Origin of the sequence: Corynebacterium vitaeruminis (assembly GCF_001054325.1) — a bacterium.
GTDB lineage: Bacteria > Actinomycetota > Actinomycetes > Mycobacteriales > Mycobacteriaceae > Corynebacterium > Corynebacterium vitaeruminis_A.
Genome location: NZ_JVVM01000022.1, coordinates 86,641 through 101,000 on the forward strand (window position 1 = coordinate 86,641; position 14,360 = coordinate 101,000).

Genomic DNA, 14,360 nt, shown 5'->3' on the forward strand with positions numbered 1-14,360 from the left:
AAATGCTTTGAAAACTAGGTATATTTGCAGGTGGGGAGGGTAATAGTGGGAGAGAAAAATCCTTTGTGGCCGCCTTTTACGGTTTGAAGGATTATGCAAACTAGGTATGCTGAATTAGTTCCCGAATCTGAAGGATTTTCCTATGTCTGATACTCCGCCAACAGAGAATGAGGCGGAGGGGAAGTCATTATCGCCACAAGAACTGCAGCGATCAATGCCTGCCCCTTCGCAACAATCGCAAACGAGTGCAACTTCTGAACCTGAGGTCAACTGGCCCGTATTTATTATTTCAGGCGTTGGCATTCTCGCCATTGCCCTGTGGGCTATTTTTGCCCCGGACAATGCGGCGGACACCCTCGCTGGCATTGTCGCCTGGGTATCAAAGAACTTCGGCTGGTTCTATATCGTGACCGCGACGGTGGCAGTGCTCTTCATGCTCTACATCGCCATCTCGCGAACGGGGCAGATTAAGCTCGGCCCCGATCACGCCAAACCTCAGTTCGGCCTGTTTTCTTGGGCCTCTATGCTCTTTGCCGCAGGTATCGGCATTGACTTGCTCTTCTTCTCGGTAGCAGAGCCGGTGGCACAGTACTATGGCCCGCCGACCGGAGATGCGGAGACCATCGAAGCCGCGCGTCAGGCAGTCGTCTTTACGCTCTTCCACTACGGCGTGACCGGTTGGGCGCTCTACGCGCTGATGGGCATGGCATTCGGCTACTTTGCTTACCGCTTGAACATGCCACTGACCATTCGCTCGGCGCTCTACCCAATCATTGGCAAGCGCATCCACGGCCCCGCTGGTGAGGCGGTCGAAATCGCGGCGATGCTCGGTACCGTTTTCGGTGTCGCAACTTCGCTGGGTATCGGCGTCGTCCAGCTGAATTACGGTCTGCGCGTGCTGTTCGGGGTGGAGGAGAGTACGTCCTGGCAGATTGCTCTAATCGTGGTGGCTGTAGCGGTGGCTATCGCCTCCGCAGTTTCCGGTGTTGACAAGGGAATTCGTCGTCTCTCGGAGCTCAACGTTGGCCTGGCCATCTGCTTGATGCTCTACATCCTGGTCACTGGCCGCACCGCGTTCCTGTTTGACGCCCTGGTGATGAACGTCGGTGAGTACGTCTCCAAGTTCCCGTCCATGACTATGGATACCTACGCCTTCTCGGGCGCACAGGAATGGCTGAACGCCTGGACTCTGTTCTTCTGGGCTTGGTGGGTGGCCTGGGCTCCATTCGTCGGTTTGTTCCTGGCCCGTATTTCCCGTGGCCGTAGCCTGCGCCAGTTTGTCGTCGGCACGCTGACCATTCCATTCCTCTTCGTCCTGATGTGGGTGTCGGTGTTCGGTAACTCGGCGCTGGACCTGGTCATTGGTGGCGACTCGGAGTTTGGCCAGACTGCTCTGGACTACCCGGAGCGTGCCTTCTACCTGCTGCTGGAGCAGTACCCGGCGCCGATGATGGTGGCTGCAGTCGCATCTCTGATCGGCCTGTTGCTCTACATCACCTCGGCGGACTCGGCAGCACTGGTGATGAGTAACTTCACTTCGAAGATCACCGATACGCAGCAGGACGGCAAGAAGTGGACCCGCATTTTCTGGGCTGTCGTGGTCGGTGTGCTGACCATCTCCATGCTCTATGTCGGTGGTATTCCGACACTGCAGTCTGCGACGATTGTGATGGGCCTGCCGTTTGCCTTTGTCATCTATCTGGTGATGTACGGCCTGTTTAAGTCGCTGCGACTGGAGCTGCTGCAGCAGGACTCGACACGTCGTGCACTCCACGGTGCGATGTCGGGACGCGCTGTGGATGGCCAGCAGGGTGATTGGCGGAAGCGCCTGGCCCGCTCCATGTCCTTCCCGGGCAAGAAGCCAGTCATGCGCTACCTCGACCGAGTGGTGCAGCCCGCACTTGAACAGGTGGCAGATGCCATCAGGGACCGCGGCGGTGAGGTATCGCTGCACCGAGAACCTGTGGAAGAAGTCGGTATTGACCAGATTGACTTGCAGGTCGGCTTCGGCGAGGAGATGAGCTTCCGCTACCAGGTCTATCCGGTTGAACACTTGACGCCGTCCTTTGCTGGCCTGGTACACCTGGACAGTGACGCCGACATTTACTACTACCGCCTTGAGGTATTCACACTGACCGGCTCTCTTGGCTACGACGTTTACGGCTACACCCAAGAGCAGCTGATTTCCGATGTCCTCGATCTCTACGAACGGCACCTGGAGTTCCTGCATATGCAGGCTGATCTCCCGGGCACCTCAGATCTGTCCGATAATGCCGAACCTGTCCGCGAATGGTCTGATGACTACGCCAAGGAGGATTCCTAAATGACCTTTAAGCCTTCCACTACTGATAAGGCCCTCGCACCCGAGACCGCCAAATCCCACGAAGGCGCGGCCACGCTGTTCATCAACGGCACCTGGTCCGCCGCTGCCGCTGGCAACACTCGCACCATCGAGTGCCCGGCCGACGGCTCCTTCATCGCCGAGGTCGCGGAAGCGGATGCGACCGACACCGAGCGCGCTATCGCCGCTGCCGACGCTGCTTTCCGACGTACCGGGGAAGGTTCCTGGGCATCCTGGAGCACAGCTGAGCGCAGCAAGTTGGTACTCGACATCGGAGCTGCCATCAGGCAGCGCAAGGATGAATTTGCCTGGGCAGAGGCTATGGATACCGGCAAACGCCTGCCTGAGGCGGCAGCCGATATGGATGACATCATCGCCTGCTTTGAGTACTTCGGGAAGCTCGCGGGCAATGATGCCGGTCGTCTCGTGGACGCGGATGACCCGACCGTCGTCGCGCGTATCGTGCGTGAACCCGTCGGTGTCTGTGGCCTGATCACGCCGTGGAACTACCCACTGCTGCAGACCGCATGGAAGGTCGCACCGTGCCTGGCCACGGGCAATACCTTTGTGTTGAAGCCGGCGGAGCTGACCCCGCACACGGCTATCCTGCTCATGCACGTTATCGATGACCTGGGTGTTCCGGCGGGCGTTGCCAACCTCATCACCGGCGCTGGCGCCGAAGCGGGCGCACCGCTGTCCTCTCATCCGAAGGTGGACATGGTCTCCTTCACCGGTGGTCTTGTCACCGGCAAGATTATTGCTGGTGAAGCAGCCAAGTCCGTGAAGAAGGTCGCACTTGAGCTCGGCGGCAAGAACCCGAACATCATCTTCGCCGACGCCGACTACGAAGCCGCTTTGGACAATGCCCTCAATGCTGCGTTCCTGCACTCCGGTCAGGTGTGCTCGGCGGGCGCTCGCTTGATTGTGGAGGAGTCCATCGCTGAGAAGTTTGTCGACGATCTGGTTGAGCGCGCCGGGCACATCCAGCTCGGTGGTCCGCTCGATGAGAAGGCTGAGACCGGTGCGCTGATTTCCAAGCAGCACCTGGATAAGGTCGCGGCATACGTCGATCGGGCGCGTGAGCAGGGCGCTCGCGTGCGCGTTGGTGGCGAGATTGCCACCGGCGCCACCGCTGACGGTTCCGCCTCGCTTGCCGACGGCTACTTCTACCTCCCAACCGTGATTGACCAGGTCACCCGCGAAATGGACTGCGTTCACGACGAAGCCTTTGGCCCGGTGGTGACGGTGGAGACCTTCACTACGGTTGATGAGGCCATCGAGATTGGCAACGACACCGAATACGGCCTGGCCGGTGCGGTGTGGGCATCCGACCGCGAGGTTTCTGAGCGAGTCTCCCGCGGACTGCGTCACGGCACCGTCTGGATCAACGACTTTGGCCCCTACCTGCCACAGGCCGAATGGGGTGGCTTCGGCCAGTCCGGTATTGGTCGCGAGCTGGGTCCGACCGGTCTGGAGGAGTACACCGAGGCCAAGCTGGTCTATGAAAACACGGCACCGGCTGTCACTGGTTGGTTCGAGGATCGCCGTTAAAAATTTGGGCACTAGTCCGAGCAAAAATACGGGAAAGCGGCAACGAACCGTTATACTCACCGATTGAAAAATCGACTCTGCGTACAACTGCGTAAAGGTTTGCAGTTGTACGCTTTTTGTTCTCTAAGGACATCTGCCGTGATCACTACTACCCGCTCCGACAATGACAGCTCCGCTGTTGCCGATAATTCCGCTGCTGTCTCGACTGCCAACACCGATGCTGCCAACACCGCCGAGGCCTTCACCCGCTTCACCCGGCGTCAGCATGTCATCGCCTGGGCTGTGCATGCCTTCACGTTGACCGGTTTGGTGTGGGCAACGCTGGCTGTGGTCGCACTCCTGGAGGGCCGCCCGCACTGGATGTGGCTCTGGTTGGGCATTGCTCTCGTTGTCGATGGTGTGGACGGCAACATGGCGCGTAAGCACCACATCAAGGAAGTTGTCCCGTGGTTTAACGGCGCAGTGGTGGACAACATCGTCGACTATCTCACCTGGACCGCCATTCCCGCGGCTTTCATGGTCATGTATCTGCCGCTGGGGCCACGCCCGTTGGCAATTTCCCTGGTCATCCTGGTCCTGGTGTCATCGATGTTCTGCTATGCCAACGAAGCCGCCAAGTCCGGCGACTACTACTTCGTTGGTTTCCCCGCCGCGTGGAACATCGTGGCGGTTTTGCTGTGGGTATGGAATGCGCCCATGGCGGTGTGCATCGCTGCCATTTTTATTTTCAGCGCAATGACGGTGGTGCCGCTGCACTACACGCACCCATTCCGCGTGGAACGCGGCAGAGTGGCCAATATTGCCGCAACGTTCATCTGGATCGTCTCGACTGGCATGCTTATCGCGGGTGAGACGACGGCAGCGTCGTTAAGCGTGACTTCCATTCACGGGCTTGTGGTTGTCAACGTTGCCGCCGGTGCCTGGCTGATTGTCGGGGGCGTGCGGCGCTCGCTCAGCGGTCGCTAGCGGCAGATGGTGGGTGGTTGGAGCAGGATTGCGTAGATGACGCGGTCGCGCAGCCAGCGGATGTATTCGACGGCGCAGGCGGCAACGATTAACGCGATGACAAAGATGGTGACCCACACTGGATAATCGCGCCCGTTGGCCCAGAAGTAGACGTAGGGTGAGACGAAAGTCACCAGGGTGATTAGGAGCCCCAACATTCTTCGGCCGAATGAGCGGCCGGTGATCATCTCGACAATTCCCCAGGTGTAGGGGATAGCGGTAATGATGTCGATGCTCCACAGCACCCAGACATTGCCGTGGAATCCGGGAACGAAAACCACGGGCAGCGCGCGGAGCGAAGAGTAAACCATCACCACCAGATATGCGAGCACCTTTGGGTTGTAGAGCAGGCGCCACACGGGATTGCGCTCGATGAGTTTGGTCCCGACTTTGCGCAGTGCATGCAGGTTCTTTTGCTGCATGACCAGCGTATTCGTACCCTCCATCAGGTACGTCAGCAGTTTTTGCTGCTCGCGCGTACCGTGGGCCCAGGTCTGCACCAGCTCGGTCGGCGAGACGGCGATGGGCACCAGTGGTTTTCCGCGCTGCTTCATGGCATCGGGAAGCTCCAGGATGTTTTCATCGAGCTTATCGACGGCCAGTTCCGGACCCACCACATGAACGATGTCGTCGCCGAGGATGTTTCGTACCCTCTCCACGTCGCTGTGGGGAAGTGAGCTGAACCAGAGTAGCTGCCGGGAGGAAATCGCCATTCGCAAGGCGGTGCCCAGAGCTTCTGCCGCGTCATCGATGGCATAAAAGTCCTGCGTGTTGGTGTGTGCGAGTGAACGCAAGCTGTCGACTATTGCGACATTTTTGGCGTTGAGCTCGCTGAGACGGGCGACGCCGGAGATGTCGATGACCAGCTGTGGATCAAGGGCGAAAGTGTGGGCAAAAGGCAGGTCGAGTATCGAGCGCATAGCAAGGAGTCGCTTGTGCCGCGCCAGGACTGAAGTGTGTGCGCTCATAGCGTTTTAGCTTGCCATAAAGCGTGCGTTTCTCCAGCAACTATACGGTTCGGTCTGTCTATTGCGGATGGCTACTCCCTGCGAAAACGCCGTTAAGTTGGACTTTCTTCGGTGATTGAAGTAGTTTCTAACCCACGAATAGACAGCTCTGTTCATAAAGGTTTAAATGACGGGCTTGTCCACAAAACTTAGGAGAACTACTTTCATGCTCATCTCAGGACTAGCGCTGGGTGCCGTGCTCGGCTTTGTTATGCAGCGAGGACGCTTTTGCGTCACCGGCTTCTTGCGCGATATCTTCACGCAGCGCAGCTGGCGCGGCTTCGTCGCCCTGCTGATTGTTATTTCTGTCCACGCCATCGGCCTGGCCGCACTGACCAGCGCCGGCGTAATTACTCCCGAATACAAGGAACTGGCTCCACTGGCTGTTATCGTCGGCGGTGTCATTTTCGGCCTGGGCATCGTCCTGGCCGGCGGTTGCGCCTCGGGCACCTGGTACCGCTCCGGTGAGGGCCTGATCGGCTCTTGGATCGCACTGGTCTTTTACGCCCTATCCGCTGCTGCTATGAAAACTGGCTTCCTGGGTGGCCTGCAGAATTCCCTGAAGGACCGCACCGTCGGCCTGACCAGCATTCATTCCTCTCTCGGCATTAGCATTTGGCCCCTGGTCATCGCGCTGAGCGCCGTCACTGCATACCTCGCCGTCCGCTACCTGCGCGAAGAATTCTCCGGCCCGCGCCCGGTAACTCTGGCGCCGCGCAAGTCCGGTCTCGCGCATATCCTGGCTGAGAAGCCCTGGCACGTGTACGCCACCGCCGCTATCGTCGGTGTGCTCGGCGTGATTGCTTGGCCACTGTCCGCCGCCACCGGCCGCAACGATGGCCTCGGCATCACGACTCCCTCCTCCAACCTCGCTAACTACGTTGTCACTGGTGACACCGAGCGTTTCGACTGGGGCGTCCTCCTCGTCCTCGGCATCCTCGTCGGTTCCTTCATCGCGGCCAAGGCCTCCGGTGAATTCCGCCTCCGCGTCCCGGACGCCACCCAGGGCGCTCGCTCGGTCGTCGGCGGCATCTTCATGGGTGTCGGTGCTGCGTGGGCCGGCGGTTGCACCGTCGGCAACGGCATGGTCCAGACTTCGCTGTTCAGCTACCAGGGTTGGCTTGCCCTGGCGTCCATCGCCGCAGGTGTCGCTATCGCAGCCAAGCTTTGGCTGAAGCCGTCTGCACCTTCGCTTAACGACGTCCCGAGCACCCTTTCCACCACCAATGACACGGCGGTATCGGCAGCGGCTCCGGTAACTTCGGCTGCTACTTCTCCTGTGTCCCTGCCGGGTAGTGAAGGTGCCGGTGCCGCTGGCACCGAGGCCTCCCCGCTGGCGGGTGCCTTTGCTGTCGCTCCGGTGGCGTTGCTCGACCGGAGCGTCGGCAAGCAGGAAGACGGCAAGCTCAAGCCACTGGGCGGCGGGCGTTACGAGCTCGACACCGTCGGCGCCGTGTGCCCATTCCCGCTGATCGAGGCCAAGGATGCGATTGGCAAGATTGAGATTGGCGAGGAGCTGGTGATTCCATTCGACTGCACCCAGGCCACGGATGCGATTCCGCGCTGGGCTGCGAAGGATGGCCACGAGGTCACCAACTTCGAGCAGACCGGTGAGGCCGGCTGGACGATTTCCGTTCGCCGAGGGCGATAAGTCCTGGTGGCGTTAGAGGAGCGTCGGTAGGGTGAGGGCATAGATTGATTGACATCAACAACAAAGGAGCTTGACCATGGCAAAGAATATCCGACCACTTAATGCGCTTGTAGCCGCAGGTGCCGCCAGCGTGCTTGCGCTGGCCGGTTGCTCCTCCGATGATTCGACTAATACCGAAGCAAGCAGCACTGTTAGCGAGACCAGCTCGTCGGCAACGGCAACCAGCTCTGAGGACACGGACGACATGGATGACATGGACGATGCCGATGACCACGGTGAGCACGGCGACCATGATGACGATGCAATGGCTGGCCATGATCACCCGGCCGATGGCGGTCCGGCTCCCGAGGGAATGGCTCCGGCTGACAACGCGAAGTTCCCGGTCGGCAGTGAAGTGAAGGTTCTGGCTGATCACATGCCGGGCATGAAGGGTGCAGAAGGCAAGGTTGTTGGTGTTTTCAACACCACCACGTACTCCGTGTCCTACACTCCGACCGATGGCAGTGAACCGGTGAAGGATCACCGTTGGGTCGTTCATGAGGAGCTGGAGAACCCAGGCGAGGCTCCGCTTGCCGACGGCTCCGAGATCACCATCAACGCCGAGCATATGGCGGGCATGAAGGGCGCCAAGGGCACTGTTGATTACTCCACCCAGGAGCCGGTTTACATGGTTGATATCGACGAAGACGACATGACCATGAAGAACCACAAGTGGGTCACGGAGAGCGAGCTCGCACCGGAGGACTAACTAGTAGGCGGTTTGATCAGTCGGCTACTTCTAAGCTGGTCACTGCGATTTCTCTCCATCGGCCAAAAACCGGGCGTCGCGCGCATACCGGCATGCTGCCCGGTTTTCGTATTCCCAAACGACCTGCTGAGCCCGGGAGGTACCGCCCGGGCGCTTTTCTCTCTTCTCGCAACCGACTCACCCCGACTCAAAATCGCTTAGAGACTTCACGACACAAGCGTCACCTCATGCCACCTCCGCAGCTGGCATGAGGTGACATAGGTGTCGTGAAGTGCGATCTGCCCCGCCCAGAGGGTGGAGTGAAGTGCTGCGTGTGTGTAGGGGTGGGGCGCGGCACTGCCCAGCTACAGATCCAAATCCAACGATGCACCCGGAATGGCATCCAGCAGCCGCTGGGTGTATTCCTTCTCCGGGTGGTCGAAGAGATCGTCGGTAGGACGGTGCTCAACCATCTTGCCGTGCTCCATCACGATGACCTCATCAGCCACCTGCCGCACCACAGCGAGGTCATGCGTAATAAACAGGTAGGCCAAATCCATCTCTTCCTGCAGCTCAGCAAGCAGTTTGAGAACCTGAGCCTGCACCACCACGTCGAGGGCTGACACCGCCTCGTCACAGACCACAACCTCAGGGTTCAGGGCCAAAGCACGTGCGACCGCCACACGCTGACGCTGGCCACCAGAGAGCTCACCGGGGAAGCGGCGCCCCATTTCCGCGGGAAGCGCGACGCGGTCGAGAAGCTCGAATACGCGCTGCTCACGCTCCTGCTTGGTGCCAATCTTGTGAATCCGCAGCGGCTCCTCGATGGAGGAATGCACCGTGCGCATCGGATCCAGCGTCGCATACGGGTTCTGGAAAATCGGCTGAATGCGACGTCGCAGCTCCAGCTCTTCTTTACGATTCCGGCCCTGGACGCGTTTGCCGTCGAAAAGCACTTCGCCTTCAGTGGGATCGAGCAGCCCCAGCGCCATATTTGCGACGGTGGATTTACCCGAACCGGATTCGCCCACGATTCCGATGGTGCGACCGCGACGCAGCGTAAAGCTGATGTCATCGACGGCGCGGAAGGAGTCCTTGCGCCACGGGCGGTTGCCGGGGATGGCGAAGTCGCGAACCAGGTTCTTTGCGACCAGAATCTCCTTCTGCTCGTGGTCTGCGGTCGTCGGAGTCGCCACCACACGATCACCGCGCCGGGCAGCCAGCGACGGAGCAGCCGCAATCAGCTGCTTGGTGTACGGATGTTGCGGGTGCGTGAGGACTTCCAAGGCAGGGCCGGTCTCCACGACACGTCCTGCTTGCATAACGACGAGTCGGTCAGCGCGCTCGGCAGCCAAACCGAGGTCATGAGTAATCAGCACCACCGACGTGCCGAGTTCGCTAGTGAGCTTGGCAAGGTGGTCGAGGATCTTCTTCGCCACGGTCACGTCGAGAGCGGACGTGGGCTCATCGGCAATCAGCAGCTTCGGGTGTGCCGCCAGACCCATTGCAATCAGCGCGCGCTGGCGCATGCCACCGGAGTACTCGTGCGGGTACTGGTCGATACGCTTTTTGGCATCGGGAAGACCAGCCTGTTCCAGCAGCTCAATCGCCTTTTTGTGGGCCTCAGAGCCAGTGGCGATGTTATTTGCGCGCAGCGCCTCCTTAATCTGGGCGCCGACGGTCCACACTGGATTTAGGTTGGTCATCGGATCCTGCGGGACCAGGCCGATGCCACTACCGCGGATGCTGACAAATTCGCGGTCTGTCAGATGCGTGATGTCGCGGCCATCGAAGGTGATGGTGCCACCGGTGACTTCGCCATCACCGGGCAGGAGCCCCAGTGCGGCATGGACAGTGGTGGACTTACCGGAGCCGGACTCGCCAACAATGGCGACCGTCTCACCGGGGAAAATCTCCAGGTCGACATCATGCACCACATCGGTCAACGATTTACTGCGGCGGCCGGACGCTGTGGTCGTCGGAAAGCCAATGCAGACATCCTTCAAGGTGAGAATGGGCGCTGCGGAAGTGTTGGTGTCGGTGCTCATCGACGACGCTCCTTCGGGTCGAGAGAATCCTTCAAAGCGTCACCCATGAGGATGAAGCCAAGAACGGTGATCGCCAGGGCGAGTGCTGGCCAGAACAGGTTGGACGGGGCCTGGCGGAGCACCTGCTGCGCGACAGAGATGTCATTTCCCCAGGACACGGTGGTCGTCGGCAAGCCAATGCCCAGGTAGGACAGCGTGGCTTCGGCGACGATGTAAATACCCAGCGAGGTCGTGGCCATGACGATGACAGGGGCGAGGCAGTTCGGCAGCACGTGGCGGAAGAGAATGCCGGTGTTGGACAGGCCGAGTGCCTTGGAGGCGGTGACGTATTCCTCGTTCTTCACCGAGATCACTGAGGAACGCACCACGCGCGCCATCTGCGGCCAGCCGAAAGCGGCGAGCACGAAGACCACGGACCAGATGGTGCGTTCGGTAAACAGCTGCATCAGCACGATGCCAGCGAGAATCAGCGGGATGGCGAAGAACATATCCGTGATGCGGGAGAGCACCGCATCGACCCAACCGCCCAGATAGCCAGCGATGGCGCCGAGGATGATGCCCACCACGGTCACGGCCAGGGTGACGCCGATACCGACGATGACCGAGGCGCGGGCACCGTAGATGACACGGGCGTAGACGTCATAGCCCTGCTGAGTGAAGCCCATCGGGTGGCCTTCGCGGGCCGGAGCCAGCGAGTCGCGCAGGTTTGCCGCAGTTGGGTCCACGGAGGTGAACAGCGACGGGAATGCAGCCACTGCGATAGAGAGCAAAATAATGAATGCGGAGACCCAGAACAGTGGGCGGTAGCGCAGATTCTGCCAGGCCGAACCCCAGAGCCCCAGTGGTGGGGTATCCGGCAACTGCTTGTGGTCGGGTTTCGTGGCCGAAACTGGCGCTTGCGCGGTGTTGGCCTGCACGGTGTTGGCCTGCACGGTGTCGGCTTGCACGGTGTCGGCTTGCACGGCGTTGGCCTGCACGGCGTTGGCCTGCTTTTCCGGCTGTGTCGAATTTGACTGCGTCGAATCTGGCTTAGGCATAGCGAATCCTCGGATCCAGGACTGCGTAGAGCAAGTCGATGAGCAAGTTGGCGAACATATAGATAACCACCAGGATGGTCACGATGCTGACCACGGTGGGAGCTTCACCAATCTGGACGGCGTGGAAGATCAGGCCACCGATGCCGGGCACGTTGAAGATGCCCTCGGTGACGATTGCGCCACCCATCAGGGCAGCCAGATCAGCGCCGATGAAGGTCACAACGGGAATCAGCGAGTTGCGCAGGATGTGGCGTCGGGTGACTTCGGAGGTCGGTAAGCCCTTGGCGCGGGCAGTGCGAACGAAGTCAGCATGGCGTGCCGACGCGACCTCGGAGCGCGTCAGCCTTAGGACATAAGCAACCGAGACGAGCCCCAGCACGAATGCCGGCAGCAGCAGGGATGTGAAGGAGGCATCGCTACCAACGGTGGGGGAGACGATCTCCCAGCGCACACCGAAGAGGTAGCGGGCCACGAAGCCGAGCACGAAGGTCGGAGTTGCGATAACCAGCAGGGACATCACCAGAACGGTGGAGTCGAAGAAGCCGCCCTTGCGCATGCCGGCAATAACGCCGAGACCAATGCCGAAAATGGCCTCAATGGCAACGGCCATCAGCGCCAGGCGAATCGTAATAGGGAAAGCCAGCGCGATTTCCTCGCCGACCGAGCGGCCGGAGAAGGTCTCGCCCATATCCAGGGTGAACAGGCCCTTGAGGTACTCCCAGTACTGGACGAGGAAAGGCTCATCCAGATGGTAGTGGGCGCGCAGTGCAGCGACCTGCTCCGGTGGCAGCTGCTTATCGCCAGCCAGTGCGGCAATGGGGTCGCCTGGCATGGCGAAGACCATTGCGTAAATCAACAGCGTGGCGCCGAAGAATACCGGCACCATCTGCAGGAGTCTCTTTCCGATATACCAACCCATGGTGCTAGTCCTTCTCAATCATTGGGTAGTCCAAAATGCCGTCCCACATCACCACGGCATTGCGCAGCTTCGGATTCCACGCCACCGAAGCATTCGGGTACCACAGCGGAATTGCAGGCAGATCCTCCATCAGCACAGACTGAGCCTTCACGTAAATCGGCTTGGCATCTTCTGCGCTCTTTGCCGAGGCTGCCTCCTGAATCAACTTGTCGAACTCCGGGTTGGAGTAGTGGTTGTCATTCGAGGAGCCACCGGTGACGAACTGCGGAAGCATGTAATTGGCCACTGATGGGTAGTCAGCTGCCCAGCCCGTGCGGTAGCCGCTGGTGATGGTCTCGTTGGAGATCTCATCGCGCAGCTGCTTGAAGGTCGGGTAGGCCTTGCCGTGGGATTCGATGCCGAGGGTTTCACCAATCATGTTGGTCACCGCTTCGACCCACTGCTGGTGTCCGCCATCGGCGTTGTAGGCAATGTCGAACGAGCCGGTAAACGGCGCAATTTTGTTGGCCTCGGCCCACAGTTGGCGAGCCTTCTTCGGGTTGTATTTCAGTACTTCTTGGCCAGGTACGTTCGGGTCGAGGTCGCCGAGCGTCAACGAGCTGAACTCGCGCGCCGGGGTGCGGGTGTCGAAGAAGATCTTCTCAGTGATGAGTTCGCGGTCAATCGCCATGGAAATCGCTTGACGACGAAGCTTGCCCTCTTCACCCGAAAATCCTGGCAGATTTCGCGGAATTGCGAAGTACTGCGAAGAGGAGGTCGGGACGTTTGCGCTGGAGTCGGGGAAGTCGGTTTCGAAGCTGGCCAGGGCCGTTGGGGGAATTGTGCGTGGCAGCGTGTCCAGGCGGCCTGCCTGGAGGTCTGCGTATGCGGTGTCCACGTCCGAGTAGAAGCGGTAGACCAAGCCGTTGTTGCGGGCCTTGTGCTCACCGGCGAAGTCATCATTGCGGACAACGGTCAGCTGGTTGTTGTGTAGCCATGCGCGGCCTTCGGCCATCTTGTACGGGCCGTTGCCGATTGGGTGTTCACCGAAAGCCTTCTTGTCTTCGAACGCGGCCTTCGGCAGTGGCATAAATGCGACATAGCCGAGACTGAGCGGGAAGGAGGAATCTGGGGTGGTCAGATCCACGGTGAACTTCAGCTCATCGATTTTTTTCAGACCAGAGAGCGTTTTCTCTGTGGCCTTTTCTCCCGAAACTGCATCAAAGCCCTGTACATTGGCGAAGAAGGACTGCTGCTTCTGCAGGTTCGGGCCGTGGGCAGCGTAATTCCAGGCATCGATGTAACTCTGTGCGGTGACTGGTTCGCCGTTGTGGAAGGTCCAGCCCGGCTTCAGAGTGATGTCGAAATGTGTCGAGTCCTCGTTGGGCTTAATTTCTGCCGCATGATCGAGGATCATCGAGCCGTCGGTGTCGTAGCGCACCAGGCCCGAGTAGAGCATGCGGAGGATATCGCCACCACCGGTTTCATTGGTGTCAGTGGTGTACAGCGGCGACTGTGGTTCGGAGTTTTGGATAACGATGAACCCTTCGCCGACCTGTTGCTGGTCAGTGCTACAGGCAGCAAGTGCAGCGCCCGGTAGGACAATTGCCAGCAAAACCGCCAGGATTTGGCGGACATGCAGCGTGAACCTTCCTTTGCCGCTGAGAGTTGTTTCGTGCAGTTTTGCTGCGCGGAACTTCTCTCGCTGCAGATAATGCTGCCGGAGCTTTTGCCGGAGCTTCTGCCGGGTATGGAAGGGGCCGGAGGCAATGGGTCTATGCATCGCGAGCCTTTCTAGATTCTGCCAGATAGGCGATATGAATTTGGTGATCGGCTCACTCCGAAAGACTTAGATGACCACCTCTCACCTGCACAAATAATGGTGGTGGCGAGAATTTGAGCGTGACGGACTCTAAGGTTTGGATACGACCGTTCAATACAGTCTCTAACCTTACAAGTCCAAAAAACATATGAATATTGATTAGGTGAGTCGTCCCCTATTTGGCGGGGCCTTTTACCCTCAATCGGGGAGTTAATTCTGTGTAGCGGTGAAAGTCTGTGACACCCTGGCACCCCCGCGGGGGTTGGGGCTGTG

General features: G+C 59.5%; 10 protein-coding genes. 5 read left to right on the forward strand and 5 right to left on the reverse strand.

Going from position 1 to position 14,360, the window contains the following annotated elements:
- Positions 1-142: 142 nt before the first annotated feature.
- The 3 genes from betT to ADA16_RS06370 all read left to right on the forward strand — a co-directional run bounded on the left by betT (position 143) and on the right by ADA16_RS06370 (position 4,858).
- On the forward strand, positions 143-2,323 hold the full coding sequence (betT, locus tag ADA16_RS06360) for a choline BCCT transporter BetT (protein ID WP_048760200.1): 2,181 nt from the start codon (positions 143-145) through the stop codon (positions 2,321-2,323).
- Positions 2,324-3,892, forward strand: a complete 1,569-nt coding sequence (locus ADA16_RS06365; protein WP_048760202.1) for an aldehyde dehydrogenase family protein — start codon at positions 2,324-2,326, stop codon at positions 3,890-3,892. It begins immediately after the preceding gene.
- 138 nt (positions 3,893-4,030) lie between these two features.
- On the forward strand, positions 4,031-4,858 hold the full coding sequence (locus tag ADA16_RS06370) for a CDP-alcohol phosphatidyltransferase family protein (protein WP_048760203.1): 828 nt from the start codon (positions 4,031-4,033) through the stop codon (positions 4,856-4,858).
- Here ADA16_RS06370 and ADA16_RS06375 read toward each other — a convergent pair.
- Positions 4,855-5,865 (reverse strand): hypothetical protein, encoded by a 1,011-nt coding sequence (locus ADA16_RS06375; RefSeq protein ID WP_048760207.1) that lies wholly within the window; start codon positions 5,863-5,865, stop codon positions 4,855-4,857. The genes ADA16_RS06370 and ADA16_RS06375 overlap by 4 nt on opposite strands.
- Before the next feature lie 205 nt (positions 5,866-6,070).
- Here ADA16_RS06375 and ADA16_RS06380 point away from each other — a divergent pair, with 205 nt between their 5' ends.
- Positions 6,071-7,555 carry a YeeE/YedE thiosulfate transporter family protein gene (locus ADA16_RS06380; RefSeq protein WP_048760209.1) on the forward strand — a complete coding sequence of 495 codons (1,485 nt, stop codon included), beginning with the start codon at positions 6,071-6,073 and terminating at the stop codon, positions 7,553-7,555.
- Positions 7,556-7,631: 76 nt separating this feature from the next.
- Positions 7,632-8,303 carry a YdhK family protein gene (locus ADA16_RS06385; protein WP_082150672.1) on the forward strand — a complete coding sequence of 224 codons (672 nt, stop codon included), beginning with the start codon at positions 7,632-7,634 and terminating at the stop codon, positions 8,301-8,303.
- A gap of 344 nt (positions 8,304-8,647) precedes the next feature.
- Here ADA16_RS06385 and ADA16_RS06390 read toward each other — a convergent pair whose 3' ends face one another.
- Genes ADA16_RS06390 through ADA16_RS06405 form a run of 4 tightly spaced genes read right to left on the reverse strand, consistent with a single transcriptional unit; the run spans position 8,648 to position 14,048 of the window.
- Complete coding sequence (locus ADA16_RS06390) at positions 8,648-10,330, reverse strand: dipeptide ABC transporter ATP-binding protein (RefSeq protein ID WP_048760210.1); 1,683 nt, start codon at positions 10,328-10,330, stop codon at positions 8,648-8,650.
- Complete coding sequence (locus ADA16_RS06395; RefSeq protein ID WP_082150673.1) at positions 10,327-11,367, reverse strand: ABC transporter permease; 1,041 nt, start codon at positions 11,365-11,367, stop codon at positions 10,327-10,329. The genes ADA16_RS06390 and ADA16_RS06395 overlap by 4 nt, the downstream gene beginning before the upstream one ends.
- Complete coding sequence (locus tag ADA16_RS06400; protein WP_048760212.1) at positions 11,360-12,286, reverse strand: ABC transporter permease; 927 nt, start codon at positions 12,284-12,286, stop codon at positions 11,360-11,362. Before ADA16_RS06400 ends, ADA16_RS06395 begins: the two co-directional genes overlap by 8 nt.
- A 4-nt stretch (positions 12,287-12,290) precedes the next feature.
- Positions 12,291-14,048: a peptide ABC transporter substrate-binding protein gene (locus tag ADA16_RS06405; RefSeq protein ID WP_048760214.1), complete on the reverse strand. Its 1,758-nt coding sequence runs from the start codon at positions 14,046-14,048 to the stop codon at positions 12,291-12,293.
- Positions 14,049-14,360 lie beyond the last annotated feature (312 nt).